Raw genomic sequence first — 16,154 nt, forward strand, 5'->3', positions numbered from 1 at the left:
GCACCCTAGATTCACCGCCAGCTTTACAGACAACGGCACCGGCCCGCTTCCCCGCCCGGCCATCCAACGCTGGTATTCTATGAGTGGCCGGGTGGGGGAGCGGGCCGGTGCCGCCCAACTCGGAACGAGTTCAGACCATATTATGAAAGGTTTCCGTTGCCTGGCCGTCCTGGCCCTTGCGCTGCTCGCCGCGGGCTGCGGGCCGCCGAAGAGCCGCGACGGAATCGACGCCGCGTGCAGCCGCATCACCTTCGAGGAAGGGCGCTTCACCGTCTGCCGCGCCGATCCGGGCAAGCACGAGCTGCTGCTGGCCGACAAGGGCGCCGACGGCAAGCCGATGCGCGAATTCGCGGCGTTGCGCGGCCGGCTCGGCCCGCGCGCGGCGCGGGTGGCCTTCGCGATGAACGCGGGCATGTTCAACGAACAGGGCAACCCGATCGGCTATTATGTCGAGGACGGCGCCCAGCAGGTCGCGCTCAACCGGCGCAAGGGGCCGGGCAATTTCCACCTGGAGCCCAACGGCGTGTTCTGGGGCGACGCGGCGGGCTGGCATGTCGCCACCACCGATGCCTTTGCCGCGAACACGCCCGCGCACGTCCGCTTCGGCACGCAATCCGGCCCGATGCTGATGATCGGCGGAAAGCTCCATCCCCAGCTCAGCGAGAACGGCACCTCGCTCCAGATCCGCAACGGCGTGGGCGTGGCGAAGGACGGATCGGCCTGGTTCGCGATCAGCGACGAGCCAGTGTCGTTCGGCCGCTTCGCCCGGCTGTTCCGCGACAGGCTGGGCTGCCCCGACGCGCTCTACTTCGACGGTGCCGTTTCGCGGCTGTGGGATCCGGTTGCGGCACGCGAAGATGAAGGTCAGCCGATCGGCCCGATTGTCGTGGCGCTCCAGAAGCGGTAGCGGCGGCGCCATGATCCTCGTCATCGACAATTACGACAGCTTCACCTGGAACCTCGTCCATTATCTGATGGAGCTGGGCGCGGAGGTTAAGGTGGTGCGCAACGACGCGCTCACCGCGGCCGAGGCGCTCGCCAGCAATGCCCAGGCGTTCCTGATCTCGCCCGGCCCCTGCACCCCGAACGAAGCCGGCATCAGCCTGGACCTGGTCGCCGCCTGCGCGGACCAGCGCAAGCCGCTGCTGGGCGTATGCCTGGGCCACCAGTCGATCGGCCAGCATTTCGGCGGCAAGGTGGTGCGCGGCGGGCTGATGCACGGCAAGACCAGCCCGGTCCTCCACGACGGCACGGGGCTGTACCAGGGCCTGCCCTCGCCCTTCACCGCGACTCGCTATCACTCGCTGATCGTCACCGACATTCCCGAGGCGCTGGTGGTCAACGCCACTGCGGACGACGGCAGCGTGATGGGCTTCCACCACCGCGAGCTGCCGATCCACGGCGTCCAGTTCCACCCGGAAAGCATCGCCACCGAACATGGCCACGCGATGCTGGCCAACTTCCTGCGCATCGCAGGTATAGAGGCCAAGGCGCTGGCCTGACTCCCCCATCCTCCCCCGCCAGGGGGAGGTGGCGCGCGGAGCGCGACGGAGGGGATGGAAGCACGACTGCCAGCGGTCTCCAGCCACTCCGTCAGCCTGCGGCTGCAACCTTCCCCTTCTCAACCGGTCCCCGCGCCCGGCCTCAATGCCCGCTCGCCGCGGCGACGAAGGCGTTCAACTGCACCACCGTCTGGTCGAACCGCCCCTCCGCCTCGGCGTTGCGGAGGAACTTCACCATCTCCACCAGGATTTCCGGCGGCGTAGGCTCCACCGCGAACAGCGCCATCACCTCGTCGACGAAGTCGTTGAGCGGCAGATAGCCCTCGCGCGCCTCCTGCCCCGGCGTCAGCCCGGTCTGCACCGCGGGCGGCGCCAGCTCGATCACCTCCACCTTGCCGCGCAGCGCCTCGCGCATCGCCACGGTATAGCTGTGCATCGCGGCCTTGGTGGCGTTGTAGGTCGGCGTGGTGAGCAGCGGGACGAACGCCAGGCCGGAGGTGACGTTCACCACCGCCGCATCCGGCTGCGCCGCCAGATGGTCGATCAGCGCGTTGGTCAGCCGGATCGGGCCAAGCAGGTTGGTGGTGATCGTCGCCTCCGCATCGGCCAGGTCGCGCCGCGCGGTCAGCTCCTCGAAGCGCATCATCCCGGCGTTGTTCACCAGCACGTTGACGCCCGGATGCGCCGCCAGCAGCCGCCGGGCGAAGTCCTCGATCCCCTCGGCGCTGTCCACGTCAAGCTCGATCGCATGCATGTTCGCGCGGCCCGCGATCGCCGCTTCCAGCGCGGCCAGCCGTCGCCCGGCGACGATCACCACATTGCCCAGGTCGTGGAAACGCTGCGCCAGCGCCGCGCCGATGCCCGAACCGCCGCCGGTGATCAGCATGGTGTTGCCCTTGGTCTTCATGGGTCGATCTCCCGTTCCGGATTGCCAATGGCGCCGATCTAGACCATCACTCTCCATTGGAAAGAAGGCACTGAAAAGAATTATACTTACCTGAAAGAGAGTATAGACATGAGCACCCTCCCCTTCGATCCCGCCACCATCGCGGAGGCGCGGCGCGTCACCGCCGAAGGGCAGCAGCACGCGGTCGATCCCGCGGTCGAAACGCTGGTGACCGAGCTGATCGGCCGCGTGGCGGACAAATGGACGATGATCCTGCTCGAGGTGCTGGAGGAGCATGGCGAGCTGCGCTTCACCCAGATCGCCCGGCATGTGGACGGAATCAGCCAGAAGATGCTCACCCAGACGCTGCGCCAGATGGAGCGCGACGGCATGGTGACGCGCACCGTCCATGCCGTGGTGCCGCCGCGCGTCGACTACCGGCTGACCGATCTGGGCCACAGCCTGGGCGCGGCCTTCTGTGGCGTGTGGCTGTGGGCGGAGGAGAATCTGGCGCGGGTTCAGGCGGCGCGGGAATCGTTCGACGCGCGCTGATCCTGAAACCCCGCCGCCGCCTACAATTTGCGACAATATCGCCGCGGCCGTGGCACAGACACGATACAGAAATATGCGAATCAGGCTCCAACGCCCGATCCCGGGCGCAGATTGGAGACAACGGGAATGAACCAGAAACTGAAACTCGGGCTCGCGGCGCTGGGCGGCGCAGTGCTCGCCAGCGGCCTGGGCGCGGGTATCGCCTACGCCGGCATGAACAGCGAGCTCGGCCCGTTCGGCCGCGCCGATGTGGACGGCAACGGCCAGCTCACCAAGACCGAATGGGTCAAGGCGGCCGGTGACCGTTTCGACCGGCTGGACGTCAACAAGGACGGCAAGCTCGTCTGGTCGGAACTACCGCGGCGCATGCGCCATGGCGATGGCCACGGGTTCCGCCATGGTCCCGATGGTCCCGGCGGGCCGGGCCGGGGCTTCGAGGCGCGCGATCCGGACGACCGGCCGGCACCGCCCCCGGCGCAGCCCGCGGCCCCGGTGCAGAACACCAACTGAGCCCTGGGAGGGGCGCCCGGTGTCCCCGGGCGCCCCTTTCGTACACGGAAGGGCTCGACTCGCGCGCGCCGCGCCGGAATAGAGGCGCCGTGAGCCGTTATGCCCCCCTCCCCGATCCCCTGGCGCCGCTTTCGCGCGACGAGGCCGCGCAGGCCTTTGCCGACATCCTCGACGGCGCCGCGCCCGACGAGGCGATCGAGGGCTTCCTGATCAGCCTCGCCGAACGCGGCGAGACCGCGACCGAGATCGCCGAGGCCGCCCGTGCGCTCCGCGCGCGGATGATCGCGGTCCAGGCGCCCCCCGGCGCGATCGACGTCTGCGGCACCGGGGGTGACGGGCATCACACGCTCAATGTCTCCACCGCCGTCAGCCTGATCGTCGCGGCCTGCGGCGTGCCGGTGGCCAAGCACGGCAACCGCGCCGCCAGCTCAAAGGCGGGCGCCGCCGACACGCTGGAGGCGCTGGGACTCGACCTGGAACGCGCCCAGGAGCGCGCCGAGGCGACGCTGGCGGAGATCGGCATCGCCTTCCTCTTCGCGCAGAAGCACCATCCCTCGCTGGGCCGCATCGCGCCGATCCGCCGCCGCATCGGCCGCCGGACGATCTTCAACCTGATGGGGCCGCTCGCCAATCCGGCCAACGTCACGCGCCAGCTCATCGGCATCGCCCGCCCAGACTATGCCCCCGTCTATGCGGAGGCGCTGGCCCAGCTCGGCACCGAGGCCGCGGCGGTGATCGCGGGCGACGAAAGTCTCGACGAGCTTTCGCCCGAGGGACACAGCATCGCCGTGAACGTCGGCAGCGCGACGGTGCCCACCAGCATCCTGCCCGAGGACGCCGGCCTGCCGCGCCACCCGCTCGCGGCGATCCGCGGCGGCACGCCCGTGGAGAACGCAGCCGCGCTGCGCCGCCTGCTTCAGGGCGAGAAAGGCGCCTATCGCGACGCCGTGCTGCTCAATGCCGCCGCCGCGCTGATCGTCGCGGGCCGCGCACACGATCTTCGCGAAGGCGTGGAGGAAGCGGCCGAGGTGCTCGACAACGGCCTTGCCAACGCGCTGCTCGACTGCTGGATCGCCTACGCATGAGCACGATCCTGGACCGCATCCTGGAAACCAAGCGCGACGAGGTAGCCGCGCGCCGCCGCGCCACGCCGGTGGCGGACCTCCACGGCCTGGCGCTGGCGCAGACGCCCCCGCGCGGCTTCCGCCAGGCGCTCGATCGCAAGGCGGCGGACGGATACGGCCTGATCGCGGAGATCAAGAAGGCGAGCCCGTCGAAGGGGCTGATCCGCCCCGATTTCGATCCCCCCGCCCATGCCCGCGCCTATCAGGCGGGCGGCGCGGCCTGCCTGTCGGTGTTGACCGACTTCGAATATTTCCAGGGGCATGAGGACTATCTGGTCGCCGCCCGCGCCGCCTGCGCGCTGCCGGTGATCCGCAAGGATTTCATGGTCGATCCGTGGCAGGTGCTGGAATCGCGCAGCATCGGCGCGGACGCGATCCTGATCATCGTCGCCGCGCTGGAGGACGGGCAGATGGCCGAGATCGAGGCTGCTGCGCATGAGCTGGGCATGGACGCGCTGGTCGAGGTCCACGACGCGCAGGAGCTGGAGCGCGCGCTGCGGCTGCGGTCGCGGCTGATCGGGGTGAACAACCGCAATCTGAAGACGTTCGAGGTCGATGTTCAGAAGACCTACGATCTCGTCAGTTCCGCGCCCTCCGGTTGCACCTTCGTCGCGGAGAGCGGCCTCACCAGCCGCGCGGACCTGGATGCGATGGCGGAGCACGGCATCCGCTGCTTCCTGATCGGCGAGGCGCTGATGCGCCAGCCGGATGTCGAGGCGGCGACCCGGGCGATGGTGGGATGACCGGGCTCACCCATCTAGACGCGGGCGGCGCCGCGCGCATGGTCGATGTGGGGGGCAAGGCAGTCACCGCGCGCATGGCGGTTGCCGCCGGGCGCATCGCCATGTCCGCCGCTGCCGCAGCCGCGATCCGCGACGGCGCGGTGCCCAAGGGCGACGTGCTCGCCGCCGCGCGCATCGCCGGCATCATGGCGGCCAAGAAGACCGCCGAGCTGATCCCGCTCTGCCACCCCCTGCCCCTAACCCGCGTCGAGATTGCGCTGGAGGTGGACGATGGCGGCGTCACCGCCACCGCCACCGCCGCCACCGATGCGAAGACCGGGGTGGAGATGGAGGCGATGACCGCGGCCAGCGTCGCGCTGCTGACCATCTACGACATGGCCAAGGCGATCGACAAAGCCATGGTGATCGGCGGCGTCCGCCTGCTCTCCAAGACCGGCGGCAAGTCCGGCGACTGGCACCATCCCCAAAGCTGAAGCTTGCCGCGTTACCCGAAATGGAGGAAGGTTGCCCCGGCCGCTCCGGTGGCTTGGTAATGGTTTCAGGGGTGCCCGCGATCCGCGCATCGACGGTAACGAACGGGAATTTGAATGGGGGGGGAGAGGACGAGGTCCCGCCGATCCGCCTCGTCACCCGCCTGCTCTCCGAAATGCAGACCTCGATCGTCGCGGCGGGCATCCGGGCATTCGACGGCGATCTCGATCGCTTCGTCATCTTCACGCTGATCGTGCGCCAGGGCATGCGAAGCTGGGAGGCCGCCCCCGGCGAGGAGGATGCCGGCGCCATCTCCACCCATTCGCTGGCCGCATCGCTTTCCCGCCCGTTCGAAACGGTGCGCCGCCATGTGATCGCGCTGACCGAGGCCGGGCTGTGCGCGCGCACCCCCTCCGGCGTGCGGGCCAGGCGGCAGGCGCAGGCCCGGCCGGAGATTCGCGAGGCGATGATCGTCGCGCACGACAGCCTGGTGCGGCTGGTGGAGGATCTGGCGCGCTTCGGCGTGCCGCTGCCCCCCGCCAGGGCGGGCGTGGCCTATGATCCGGCGGCGGGGCTCCAGGCATCGGCCGATGTGATGCTGGCGGTGATCGATTCGAACATGCCCGCGCACAGCGAATGGCTGAACCTGGTGCTGTTCTCTTCGATCCTGTGCGCCAACTCGCGCGCCATCACCCAGGATCCGGCGCTGGCCCAGACGCATCGCGACCATCGGAACCCGGTTCCCGGCGCGCTGTGGCGCCCGGTGCGCATCAGCGTCCTCTCGCGCACGATCGGCATCCCCGAATCGACGCTGCGGCGCCACGCCGCCGAGCTGATGCGGCGCGGGTCCGTGATGCGTGCGCGCGGCGGGCTGGTGGTCAACGAAGCCTGGCTGAACACGCCCCCGGCGGTGGCGATCAGCACCGCCAGCTATCACAATATCCGCCGCATCCTCACCTGGCTGGGCGCGCGCGGCTTCGCCCTGGATGCCCCGGCCGGCGCCTATCTGCGCGGCCGCCCGGACGACGCGCCCTTCGCCTGACGCGCCCGCCAATTCGGGTATTCCCTAGGTTGAAGCTCGGAATTTCACGTTCCATCCGCGAATTGGTTAACGAAAGCCGAGCCATGGAAACCCAGACCCATCCCCGCGCCGACGCCATCCGCCCCGCCGCGCCGGAGCATCGCAGCCGTCCGGTGGACGCAGGGATCGAGGAACTGCTGGCCCAAACCGCCAGCCCGGCTCCGGCCCGCCCGCTGTTCCGCCTGTGGGGCCGCAACGGCTATATCAGCCACATGGGATTCTGAGGCCCCGGCGCCCGCGCGCGCGCCTCCGAATAGGAGGTTAACGGGGGGCCGGATTAACAGTTTCTTAGTCCGCCCGGCGGATCGTCCCCCTCGCGGGAAGGGGCGGGACGGAATGTCGGAAGTGCTTGCGTCGGCAACGGTTTTTTCGTTGAGCGCCGATCCACCGGTGCTGGTGCCGCTTGGCGGCGGGGCCGGTTCGGATTCGCTCGAAAGCGCGATACTGGCCGGTCCTGAGGACCGGATCCAGGTCGCCATCCGGCGCCTCAGCGCCGTGGGCGCAACACTCAGCGTCGATCCTGAAACCGTCGAGGCGCTGGTCCCCGGCGAGCCCTGGGTCCTGGAGCTGCGCAACGGCCAGCGGATCGAAGGCACGCTTGCATGGGCTACCGAGGGCGAGGCCGGCTTCGCCTTCGTCCATCCGGTGGACGTGGTGGGCACGCTGGCGCGCAACCTGGCGATCCTGCCCGCCGAACGCCGCCGCGTGCCGCGTATCGAGCTGCGCCACACCGTCGGCATCCGTTGCGGCCGCGAGTTCGAGCTTGCCCGCACGCGCAACCTCTCCCAGGCCGGCGTCGGGATAGAAACCGCGCTCGATCTCGCGCCCGACGACGCGGTCCAGATCGCGCTCGATGGCCTGCCCACGCTCTCCGGCCATGTGCGCTGGATGCAGGATGGCCATGCCGGCATCGCCTTCGACGCGGAGGTCGCGTGGCAGGTGCTGATGCCATGGCTGCGCCACGCCCAGCACAGCCCGACCCAGGGCAGCCCCGGCGCGCCCCGCCGCGCGCTCCACGACGAGCTGCGCGGCTTCCTGGCCACCCACAAGGACGCTGTCCGCGTCGAGGCGCCGGCGCGCGTGCGCCGCGGCGCCAACTGGTGGAACGTGCGCGTGCGCAGCCTGACGCCCCAGTTGGTCGAATTCGACGCGAGCGCGCATTTCGAAAAGGGCACGCCGCTGTGGATCGCGCTGCCGCGCATCGCCGGCTGGCCCGCAACCGTGGTGGAGGGGGAAGACGGCACCTATCTCGCCGAATTCCGCCTGCCCCTGCGCGAGCAGGACTTCGCCATCTTCGCCCCCCAGCGAAAGGCGCTGCGTTAGGCTGTCCCACAGGCCGGAACATGGCGCCTCCCGGCCGGCTCCCCCTTGCATCCGCCGCCCCGCCGCGGCCAAAGCGGGCCATGGCCCTGCTTCCCGTATCCGATGCCCAGCAACGCCTGCTCGCCCTGGCCGGCCCGCTGCCGCCCGAACGGGTCGCGTTGCGTGCGGCCGCCGGGCGCTGGGCGGCGGAGCCCGTCCAGGCGCTGCGCGACCAGCCCTCGGCCGATATCTCGGCGATGGACGGATATGCGATCCGCTTCGCCGATATGCCGGGGCCGTGGACGGTGACCGGCGAAAGCGCCGCCGGCCGTGCCTTCGCCGGCAGCGTGTCTGCGGGCGAGGCGGTGCGCATCTTCACCGGCGCCCCCCTGCCCCCCGGCAGCGATACCGTGCTGGTGCAGGAAGAGGCCGCGCGCGACGGCGCCGCGCTGGCGCTGGCGCTGGCGGGCGAAGGCCCCGCCTTCCGCGGCCGCAACGTCCGCGTCCGCGGGCTGGATTTCACCACGGGCGACACGCTGATCGCGGCGGGCGACCGGCTCACGCCCGCGCGGCTCGCGCTCGCCGGGGTCGCGGGGCATGGCATGCTGCCGGTCCGCCGCAACGTCCGCGTCGCGCTCGCGGCCACGGGCGACGAGCTGGTGCCCCCAGGCGCGCCCATCGGAGACGCGCAGCTTCCCGAGACCAATCGCGCCATGCTCGCCGCCCAGCTCGCGGACCTGCCGGTGGAGCTGATCGATCTCGGCATCCTGCCCGATCGCGCCGGCGCGCTGGAGGCGGCGTTCCGCGCGCTCGACGCCGATGTGCTGGTCACTACCGGCGGGGCCTCGGTCGGCGACCATGACCTGGTCCGCCCCGCGCTGATCGCCGCGGGCGCGCACATCGATTTCTGGAAGATCGCGCTGCGCCCGGGCAAGCCGATGATGGCCGGGCGGCTGGGCGATGCGGTGGTGGTCGGCCTGCCGGGCAATCCGGTGTCGGCGTTCGTCACCGCGCTGCTGTTCGTCCGCCCGCTGGTGGCGCATCTGGCCGGCGCCCCGGACCCCTTCCCGCGCCCCCGCGCCGCCACGCTGGGCGAGCCGCTGCCCGCCAATGGCGAACGCACCGACTATCTCCGCGCGGAACTGCGCGACGGCCGCGCCTATGCCTCCACGATCCAGGACAGCTCGATGCTGCGCACGCTGGCCCGCGCGGGCTGCCTGATCGTGCGCCAGCCCCATGCGCCGCCCGCCGCGGCAGGCGACTCGGCGGAAATCCTCGACATCGGCTGACCGACGGGGTTGACGCCTGTTGGAACAATGCGTAAACGTTCCGCGTCTGTTCTTAGGGAGTGTCTGGCGGATGCTTACGCGCAAGCAGCACGAGCTGATCTGCTTCATCGCCGATCGCCTGAACGATACCGGCATCTCGCCGTCGTTCGAGGAGATGAAGGAGGCGCTGGACCTCAAATCGAAGTCTGGCGTCCACCGGCTGATCTCTGCGCTTGAGGAGCGCGGCTTCATCCGCCGCCTCGCCAACCGAGCCCGCGCGCTCGAAGTGCTCAAGATGCCCGAGCGTTCGGACCGGTCCGGCCCCGCCCCTGCGGCCGAGGCGCCGCCGGCTTCCGCCGCTTCGCGGCCGCTGCCGGCGCCCGCGAATGACGTGATCGAGATCCCGCTGCACGGCCGCATCGCCGCCGGTACGCCGATCGAGGCGCTGGAAGGCGCGTCGATGCTGCCGGTTCCCGCCGCGCTGCTTGGCGCGGGCGAGCATTACGCGCTTGAGGTCGCGGGCGACTCCATGGTCGATGCCGGCATCCTCGACGGCGATTATGCGCTGATCCGCCGCACCGAAACCGCACGCGACGGCGAGATCGTGGTCGCCCTGATCGACGAGAGCGAGGCGACGCTCAAATATTTCCGCCGCGAAGGCGCGATGATCCGGCTCGATCCGGCGAACCGCTCCTACGATCCCCAGCGCTACCGCCCCGATCAGGTGCGCGTGCAGGGCCGGCTGGCCGGGCTGCTGCGCCGCTATTGAGGCACTATCGGCGGGCGGGGGCCGAGGCTTCCGCCGCCTTTGCCCGCTGCTCGGCGAGTTCCTTCTTGAACCCGGCCTCCGCGGCGTCCACGACCCGGCCCAGTTCCTTGGCGTCGACAAAGGCCAGCGGATCGCCCGCCAGCAGCCTGCGCCGCTTCTCCTCCATGCCGAACACCGTCGGGTGGAAGCTCAGGAATATGTCGGCGCGCAGCCGCCGCAGGGTGGCGAAGCTCCGGCGGAAATCATCCGCCGCATCCGGATAGCCGGCGTTCCCCACCAGCTTCTGCCCCGCCACCGTGATGCTGCAGGTGAACACGACGTCCAGCGGACGTCCGCCCTCCGCCACCCGCATCGACCAGCTCGTACAGCCCGGGGTGTGCCCCGGGGTAGCATGCACCGTGAGGTCGATGCCGGCCAGGCGGACATGCTCGCCATCCGCGATCACCCGGTCCACCGCCACCGCCGGAAAGCCGAGCAGGTCGTCACGCCCGATCGTCCTTCCTGCCTCCAGGTCCGGCTTGTCCGCCGCGCTGGCGAGCAGCTTGGCGCCGGTGAGCCGCTTCAGCTCCGCCAGCCCGCCCGAATGATCGAAGTGCGCGTGGTTGATCAGGATGTAGCGCACATCCTCCACCCGGAAGCCCAGGGCGCGGATGTGCGCGGCGATCGCCCCGGCACTCTGGGGCAATGCGCCATCGATCAGGACATGCCCCTCCGGTCCGGTGATCAGATAGGCCGAAATGCCGCCGGTGCCGACATAATGGACATTCCCCGCGATACGGAAAGGCTCCATCGGCGTGGTCCATTCGGCAATCGCGTCGCTCCAGTCCGGATCCTGCACCGGCGCCGCGCCGATCAGAAGCAGGGGCATCAGAATGCGGGGTAGCGCGCTCATCGGTCCATCCTCTCGCCTGTATGCCGCCGTGCTAACCACCCCGCCGGTCCGCAGGCAAAGGACAAAAGCTCGCCTGAGCCGCTAGATTTACTAGCGGCGGCCGGTTTCCGGCGGCGCAGGGAACAGCCGCACCGGATCGACCCACGGATGCCGGTCGCCCGGCGTCCGCACGCTGCGCACCTCACCGTCGGCGAAGCGGATCGCCACACCGCCGGTGTGCGCCAGCGTCTCGCGGTCCAGCTTCAGCCAGCGCGGCGCGCATCCCTGCGGCAGCCGCCGGTCGCTCACCACGATGTCGGCCGACCGGCAGACTGCGGCCATCGCCTCCCAGCGCAACATATAGCTGCTGCGCGTGGCCACGATCCGCCGCCCGCCCGCGTCGAACAGGCAGATGTCGCGGCTGCATCGCGCCCAGGGCTGTTCGGCGAGCGATCCCAGCGCATCGTCCACCCCGCCGTTCTCACCCAGCATTCCGCGCACATAATCGCCCGCCCGATCGCGCAGCAGCGCCATGCCCCCGTCCGCAGCGCGCACCGCCAGATGCCGCCCGTCGCCGGTCACCAGCAGGTCCGGCGCCGGGGTCAGCAACGCCCAGACCAGCCCCGCCGCCAGCGGCGCCAGCCCCAGCCGCCGCGCCCGGCTGCGCCATAGCGCCAGCCACAGCCCGCCGCCCACGATCAGCGCGAACGCACCGCCCGGCATCGCAGGCAGCGCCGCGACCGCCCCGGGCGCTCCGGCGGTCAGGTGCGCCAGCCCCAGCAACAGGTGCAGCACCTGCTCCGCCACCCACCACGCCGGCGCGCCGATCCCCGCCACGTCGAGCAGCAGCGCCAGCGCCTCCAGCGGCATGATCACGAAGGTCGTCAGCGGGATCGCGACGATATTGGCGAGCGCGCCATAGACCCCGGCCTGGTGGAAGTGGAACAGCGCGATCGGCATCAGCGCTACCTCCACCACCACGCCCGTCAGCAGAAGCCCCGCCGCGCCGCGCAGCAGCCGCCGTCCCCGCCCCTCCTCGCGCCGCGCAAACCAGCCGCGCACCCGCGGATGTTCATGCAGCGCCACAATCGCGGTCACCGCCGCGAAGCTGAGCTGGAAGCTCGGCCCGGCCAGCGCCTCAGGCCACAGCAGCAGCACCACCAGCGCCCCCGCCGCCACCAGCCGCAGCGTGATCGCCTCCCGCCCCAGGCTGAGCGCCAACAGCACCAGCAGCGCGGCGATGCAGCTCCGGATCGTAGGCACCTCGGCACCCGTCAGCCAGGTATAGCCCACCGCCGCCAGCGCGCCCGCGCCCGCCGCCACCAGCGGCAGCCGCCACGCCAGCGCCAGCCACGGGCTCAGCGCCAGCAGCCGCAGCACGATCAGCATCGCCGCCGCGGTCACCGCGGTCACATGCAGCCCGCTCACCGACAGCAGGTGCGCCAGCCCGGAGCGGCGCATCGCCTCGGCGTCCTCCTCGCTGATCGCGCCGCGGTCTCCGGTGGCGAGCGCGCTGGCGATGCCCCCGGCGCTGCCCGCCACCTGCGACTGGATATGCGCCGAGAGCCGCGCGCGCAGGTCCGCCCCCGCCGTCTCGCCCGGCGCCGCCACCGTCACGGGCGCAAAGCCGCGCCCGGTTGCCCCGATCGCCTGAAACCAGGCGACCTGCGCATAGTCATAGGCGCCGGGCACCGCGGCGGCGGGCGGCGGCATCAGCCGCGCGCGCAGCCGGATCACCGCGCCGCGCGTCGCGCCGGCGGGAAGATCCGGCTCCGCCAAGTTGACGCGAAGCCGCGGCGGCAGGCCCGGCACGTCCGCCGCCAGCGTCAGCCGCACCAGCCCGCGCGCGGGAAGCTGCTCCACCCGCTCGATCCGCCCGGTCAGCGTCACGATCGCCGCGCGCTCCAGTACGGGCACCGCCACGCTCTCCGCCCGCCACCAGACCAGCGCGCACCCGATCGCCATGGCGATCGCCGCCACGCCGATCGCGCGCCCCAGCCGCCCGCCGGAAAGCGCCAGCGCCACCAGCGCCAGCCCGCCGCACGCGGCCAGGAACGCGATCCAGTGCGCCGCGCCGGGCAGCGCGAACCACGCCGCGATCCCCGCGCCCAGCATCACCGGCAGCCACAGCACGAGCTGCTCGCGCTCGGTTTCCAGCCAAAGCTCCAGCCTGTCGCGCAGCCGGGCCGCCGCGATTTGAAGGGAGACAATGCCCGTGCTAGGGGCGTGCCCGGCTGAACTGGCCATCGATCGTCAAGTCTGGGAGCATGCGCGGTTGAGCGCAACTAATGTTAGCGGCGCCGCCGCGCCCGTCGTCACGCGCTTCGCGCCGTCGCCCACCGGTTTCCTGCATATCGGGGGCGCGCGCACCGCGCTGTTCAATCTTCTCCATGCCCGCCATCACGGCGGCAAGTTCCTGCTGCGGATCGAGGATACCGATCGCGTGCGTTCCACCCAGGCCGCGATCGACGCGATCCTGGACGGCATGACCTGGCTGGGCCTGGATTGGGACGGCGACGCCGTGTTCCAGTTCGCCCGCGCCGAACGCCATGCGGAGGTCGCGCGCAAGATGCTGGAGAGCGGCGCGGCCTATCGCTGCTACCTGACCCAGGAAGAGCTGGCCGCGATGCGCGCCGAGGCGGAGGCCGCCAAGAAGCCGCTGCGCATCCGATCGCCCTGGCGCGACCGCGATCACAACGACACCGCGACGCCGCACGTCATCCGCCTGAAGGCCCCAACGGAGGGTGCGACGACGATCCACGATCGCGTGCAGGGCGAAGTGACCGTCCAGAATGCGGAGATCGACGATCTCGTCCTGCTCCGCTCCGATGGCACGCCCACCTATATGCTGGCCGTGGTGGTGGACGATAACGACATGGGCGTCACCCATGTCATCCGCGGCGACGATCACCTCAACAACGCCTTCCGCCAGCTTCCGATCTACCGCGCGATGCAGGGTATCGAGGGGGGCTGGGGCGAGCCCGTCTATGCCCATATCCCGCTGATCCACGGCGCGGACGGCGCCAAGCTGTCGAAGCGCCACGGCGCGCTGGGCGTCGATGCCTATCGCGACGAGCTGGGCATCCTGCCGGAGGCGCTGTCCAACTATCTCCTCCGCCTGGGCTGGGGCCATGGCGACGACGAGATCATCAGCCGCGATCAGGCGATCGGATGGTTCGAGCTCGACAGCGTCGGAAAATCACCAAGCCGGTTCGATTTGAAGAAACTGGAAAACCTGAACGGTCATTACATCCGCTCCGCCGACGATGCGCGACTCGCCGCGCTGGTGGCCGCGCGCATGGACTTCGAATGTAGCGAATCGGATATCGATCTTCTGCACCGCAGCATGCCCGCGTTGAAGCCGCGCGCCGCGAATCTCCTCGAACTGGCGGATGGCGCGGCCTTCCTTTTTCGCATGCGCCCACTGAAATTGGACGCGGATGCAATAGCTTTGCTAGAGGGCGAAGGTCGGGCGCTGCTGGCCCGGACTCACGCCGCGCTTGACGCGGCCGAAGTCTGGGATACGGAGGCGCTCGAAGCCGCGGTACGGAAGGTCGCGGACGATGCGGGGGCAAAGCTTGGCGCGGTGGCGCAGCCTTTGAGGGCCGCGCTGACCGGGCGCAGGACGTCCCCGGGCATATTCGACGTCCTGCTATTGCTGGGACGCGAGGAAAGCCTGGGCCGCATCGCCGACCAACTTTCCGTTCCCGCCTGAGTAACGAAAGGACGGATGCGATGACCGGGACGAACTCCATCAACATCGGCGATCGCGATTATCCGGTGCTGTCGGGCAGCGTCGGCCCCGACGTCGTCGACATCCGCAAGCTCTACGCGAACACCGGCAAGTTCACCTACGATCCCGGCTTCACCTCCACGGCGAGCTGCGAATCGGGGCTGACCTATATCGACGGCGACGAGGGCATCCTGCTCCACCGCGGCTATCCGATCGGCCAGCTCGCGGAACATTCCAGCTTCATGGAGGTCGCCTACCTCCTGCTGAACGGCGAGCTGCCGGACAAGGCCGAGTTCGACAAGTTCAACTACACGATCACCCGCCACACGATGCTGCACGAGCAGCTCGCGACCTTCTACCGCGGTTTCCGCCGCGATGCGCACCCGATGGCGATCATGTGCGGCGTGGTCGGCGCGCTTTCGGCCTTCTACCATGATTCGACCGACATCACCGATCCGCGCCAGCGGATGATCGCCAGCCACCGGCTGATCGCGAAGATGCCGACGATCGCGGCGATGGCGTACAAGTACAGCGTGGGCCAGCCGTTCCTCTATCCGAAGAACGACCTGAGCTACACCGGCAACTTCCTGCGCATGACCTTCGGCGTGCCGGCCGAGGAATATGAGATCCACCCCGCCGTGGAGCGCGCACTGGACCGGATCTTCATCCTCCACGCCGATCACGAGCAGAATGCATCGACCTCCACCGTGCGGCTCGCCGGTTCGTCGGGCGCCAATCCCTTTGCCTGCATCGCGGCGGGCATCGCCTGCCTGTGGGGTCCGGCGCATGGCGGCGCGAACGAGGCGGCGCTCAACATGCTGCACGAGATCGGCCGTCCGGAGCGCATCCCCGAATATATCGCCCGCGCCAAGGACAAGAACGATCCGTTCCGCCTGATGGGCTTCGGCCACCGCGTCTACAAGAACTACGATCCCCGCGCGACCGTGATGCAGAAGACGGTGCGCGAGGTGTTCGACGCGCTGAAGGTCAGCGATCCCGTGTTCGAGGTCGCGCTCCAGCTTGAGGAAATGGCGCTCAAGGACGATTATTTCGTCGAGAAGAAGCTGTTCCCGAACGTCGATTTCTACTCGGGGGTGATCCTGTCGGCGATCGGCTTCCCCACCACGATGTTCACCGCGCTGTTCGCGCTGGCGCGCACCGTCGGCTGGGTGGCGCAGTGGAACGAGATGATCTCCGATCCCGATCAGAAGATCGGCCGTCCGCGCCAGCTCTACACCGGCCCCACCCAGCGCGATTACATTCCCGTCGAACAGCGCTGACCCCGAGCGGGAACACGCCGGGGGAAGCCCGCGGCGGGGATCGGCCTGAACCGGACAGCGGG

Annotated in this window: 17 protein-coding genes; 14 read left to right on the top strand and 3 right to left on the bottom strand. The window is 70.0% G+C overall.

Translation table 11 applies throughout. From position 1 onward, the window contains the following. The first annotated feature begins 142 nt into the window (after positions 1-142). Entirely contained in the window at positions 143-907 is a 765-nt protein-coding gene (locus OM513_RS16995) for a phosphodiester glycosidase family protein (protein WP_264945867.1), read from the top strand. Positions 908-917: 10 nt separating this feature from the next. Then, positions 918-1,502 (top strand): anthranilate synthase component II, encoded by a 585-nt coding sequence (locus OM513_RS17000; protein WP_264945868.1) that lies wholly within the window; start codon positions 918-920, stop codon positions 1,500-1,502. 142 nt (positions 1,503-1,644) lie between these two features. On the opposite strand, the gene OM513_RS17005 is transcribed toward OM513_RS17000, so the two are convergent. Next, positions 1,645-2,409, bottom strand: a complete 765-nt coding sequence (locus tag OM513_RS17005) for an SDR family oxidoreductase (RefSeq protein WP_264945869.1) — start codon at positions 2,407-2,409, stop codon at positions 1,645-1,647. A gap of 108 nt (positions 2,410-2,517) precedes the next feature. Between OM513_RS17005 and OM513_RS17010 the strand changes: the two genes are divergently transcribed. From OM513_RS17010 to lexA, 10 genes are all read left to right on the top strand, one after another. Further along, positions 2,518-2,940: a winged helix-turn-helix transcriptional regulator gene (locus OM513_RS17010; protein WP_264945870.1), complete on the top strand. Its 423-nt coding sequence runs from the start codon at positions 2,518-2,520 to the stop codon at positions 2,938-2,940. Positions 2,941-3,066: 126 nt separating this feature from the next. After that, positions 3,067-3,450 (top strand): EF-hand domain-containing protein, encoded by a 384-nt coding sequence (locus tag OM513_RS17015; protein ID WP_264945872.1) that lies wholly within the window; start codon positions 3,067-3,069, stop codon positions 3,448-3,450. Between the two features lie 89 nt (positions 3,451-3,539). Then, a complete protein-coding gene (gene trpD, locus OM513_RS17020; protein WP_264945874.1) occupies positions 3,540-4,535 on the top strand; it encodes an anthranilate phosphoribosyltransferase in 996 nt (331 codons plus the stop codon). Continuing rightward, a complete protein-coding gene (gene trpC / locus OM513_RS17025; RefSeq protein ID WP_264945875.1) occupies positions 4,532-5,317 on the top strand; it encodes an indole-3-glycerol phosphate synthase TrpC in 786 nt (261 codons plus the stop codon). Before trpD ends, trpC begins: the two co-directional genes overlap by 4 nt. Next, complete coding sequence (gene moaC / locus OM513_RS17030) at positions 5,314-5,790, top strand: cyclic pyranopterin monophosphate synthase MoaC (protein WP_264945876.1); 477 nt, start codon at positions 5,314-5,316, stop codon at positions 5,788-5,790. The genes trpC and moaC overlap by 4 nt, the downstream gene beginning before the upstream one ends. A gap of 110 nt (positions 5,791-5,900) precedes the next feature. Next, positions 5,901-6,830, top strand: coding sequence for a hypothetical protein (locus OM513_RS17035; protein ID WP_264945878.1), 930 nt, complete (start codon positions 5,901-5,903; stop codon positions 6,828-6,830). An 83-nt stretch (positions 6,831-6,913) separates the two neighbouring features. Further along, positions 6,914-7,093, top strand: a complete 180-nt coding sequence (locus OM513_RS17040; RefSeq protein WP_264945879.1) for a hypothetical protein — start codon at positions 6,914-6,916, stop codon at positions 7,091-7,093. A gap of 148 nt (positions 7,094-7,241) precedes the next feature. Continuing rightward, positions 7,242-8,192 carry a PilZ domain-containing protein gene (locus OM513_RS17045; protein WP_264945880.1) on the top strand — a complete coding sequence of 317 codons (951 nt, stop codon included), beginning with the start codon at positions 7,242-7,244 and terminating at the stop codon, positions 8,190-8,192. A gap of 80 nt (positions 8,193-8,272) precedes the next feature. Continuing rightward, complete coding sequence (locus OM513_RS17050) at positions 8,273-9,460, top strand: molybdopterin molybdotransferase MoeA (RefSeq protein ID WP_264945881.1); 1,188 nt, start codon at positions 8,273-8,275, stop codon at positions 9,458-9,460. Between the two features lie 70 nt (positions 9,461-9,530). Beyond that, the gene (gene lexA / locus OM513_RS17055) at positions 9,531-10,208 is read left to right on the top strand and encodes a transcriptional repressor LexA (RefSeq protein ID WP_264945882.1); all 678 of its coding nucleotides are present in this window, start codon (positions 9,531-9,533) and stop codon (positions 10,206-10,208) included. Positions 10,209-10,212: 4 nt separating this feature from the next. On the opposite strand, the gene bla is transcribed toward lexA, so the two are convergent. Beyond that, complete coding sequence (bla, locus tag OM513_RS17060) at positions 10,213-11,100, bottom strand: subclass B3 metallo-beta-lactamase (RefSeq protein WP_264945883.1); 888 nt, start codon at positions 11,098-11,100, stop codon at positions 10,213-10,215. A 90-nt stretch (positions 11,101-11,190) separates the two neighbouring features. Then, entirely contained in the window at positions 11,191-13,326 is a 2,136-nt protein-coding gene (locus OM513_RS17065) for a ComEC/Rec2 family competence protein (RefSeq protein WP_264945884.1), read from the bottom strand. 28 nt (positions 13,327-13,354) lie between these two features. On the opposite strand from OM513_RS17065, the gene gltX reads away from it, so the two are divergent. Together gltX and gltA are read left to right on the top strand one after the other, a co-directional pair. Further along, complete coding sequence (gene gltX, locus OM513_RS17070) at positions 13,355-14,794, top strand: glutamate--tRNA ligase (RefSeq protein WP_264945885.1); 1,440 nt, start codon at positions 13,355-13,357, stop codon at positions 14,792-14,794. 20 nt (positions 14,795-14,814) lie between these two features. Next, positions 14,815-16,092 carry a citrate synthase gene (gene gltA, locus OM513_RS17075; protein ID WP_264945887.1) on the top strand — a complete coding sequence of 426 codons (1,278 nt, stop codon included), beginning with the start codon at positions 14,815-14,817 and terminating at the stop codon, positions 16,090-16,092. Positions 16,093-16,154 lie beyond the last annotated feature (62 nt).

Origin of the sequence: Sphingomonas canadensis (assembly GCF_026013525.1) — a bacterium.
GTDB lineage: Bacteria > Pseudomonadota > Alphaproteobacteria > Sphingomonadales > Sphingomonadaceae > Sphingomonas > Sphingomonas canadensis.

What these genes read in the sequence shown, in the direction of transcription:
- bla (WP_264945883.1), bottom strand. Translation starts at nt 11,100, where the DNA reads ATGAGCGCGCTACCCCGCATTCTGATGCCCCTGCTTCTGATCGGCGCG.
- OM513_RS17005 (WP_264945869.1), bottom strand. Translation starts at nt 2,409, where the DNA reads ATGAAGACCAAGGGCAACACCATGCTGATCACCGGCGGCGGTTCGGGC.
- OM513_RS17065 (WP_264945884.1), bottom strand. Translation starts at nt 13,326, where the DNA reads ATGGCCAGTTCAGCCGGGCACGCCCCTAGCACGGGCATTGTCTCCCTT.
- lexA (WP_264945882.1), top strand. Translation starts at nt 9,531, where the DNA reads ATGCTTACGCGCAAGCAGCACGAGCTGATCTGCTTCATCGCCGATCGC.
- OM513_RS16995 (WP_264945867.1), top strand. Translation starts at nt 143, where the DNA reads ATGAAAGGTTTCCGTTGCCTGGCCGTCCTGGCCCTTGCGCTGCTCGCC.
- OM513_RS17015 (WP_264945872.1), top strand. Translation starts at nt 3,067, where the DNA reads ATGAACCAGAAACTGAAACTCGGGCTCGCGGCGCTGGGCGGCGCAGTG.
- trpC (WP_264945875.1), top strand. Translation starts at nt 4,532, where the DNA reads ATGAGCACGATCCTGGACCGCATCCTGGAAACCAAGCGCGACGAGGTA.
- OM513_RS17050 (WP_264945881.1), top strand. Translation starts at nt 8,273, where the DNA reads ATGGCCCTGCTTCCCGTATCCGATGCCCAGCAACGCCTGCTCGCCCTG.
- moaC (WP_264945876.1), top strand. Translation starts at nt 5,314, where the DNA reads ATGACCGGGCTCACCCATCTAGACGCGGGCGGCGCCGCGCGCATGGTC.
- OM513_RS17000 (WP_264945868.1), top strand. Translation starts at nt 918, where the DNA reads ATGATCCTCGTCATCGACAATTACGACAGCTTCACCTGGAACCTCGTC.
- OM513_RS17040 (WP_264945879.1), top strand. Translation starts at nt 6,914, where the DNA reads ATGGAAACCCAGACCCATCCCCGCGCCGACGCCATCCGCCCCGCCGCG.
- OM513_RS17010 (WP_264945870.1), top strand. Translation starts at nt 2,518, where the DNA reads ATGAGCACCCTCCCCTTCGATCCCGCCACCATCGCGGAGGCGCGGCGC.
- gltA (WP_264945887.1), top strand. Translation starts at nt 14,815, where the DNA reads ATGACCGGGACGAACTCCATCAACATCGGCGATCGCGATTATCCGGTG.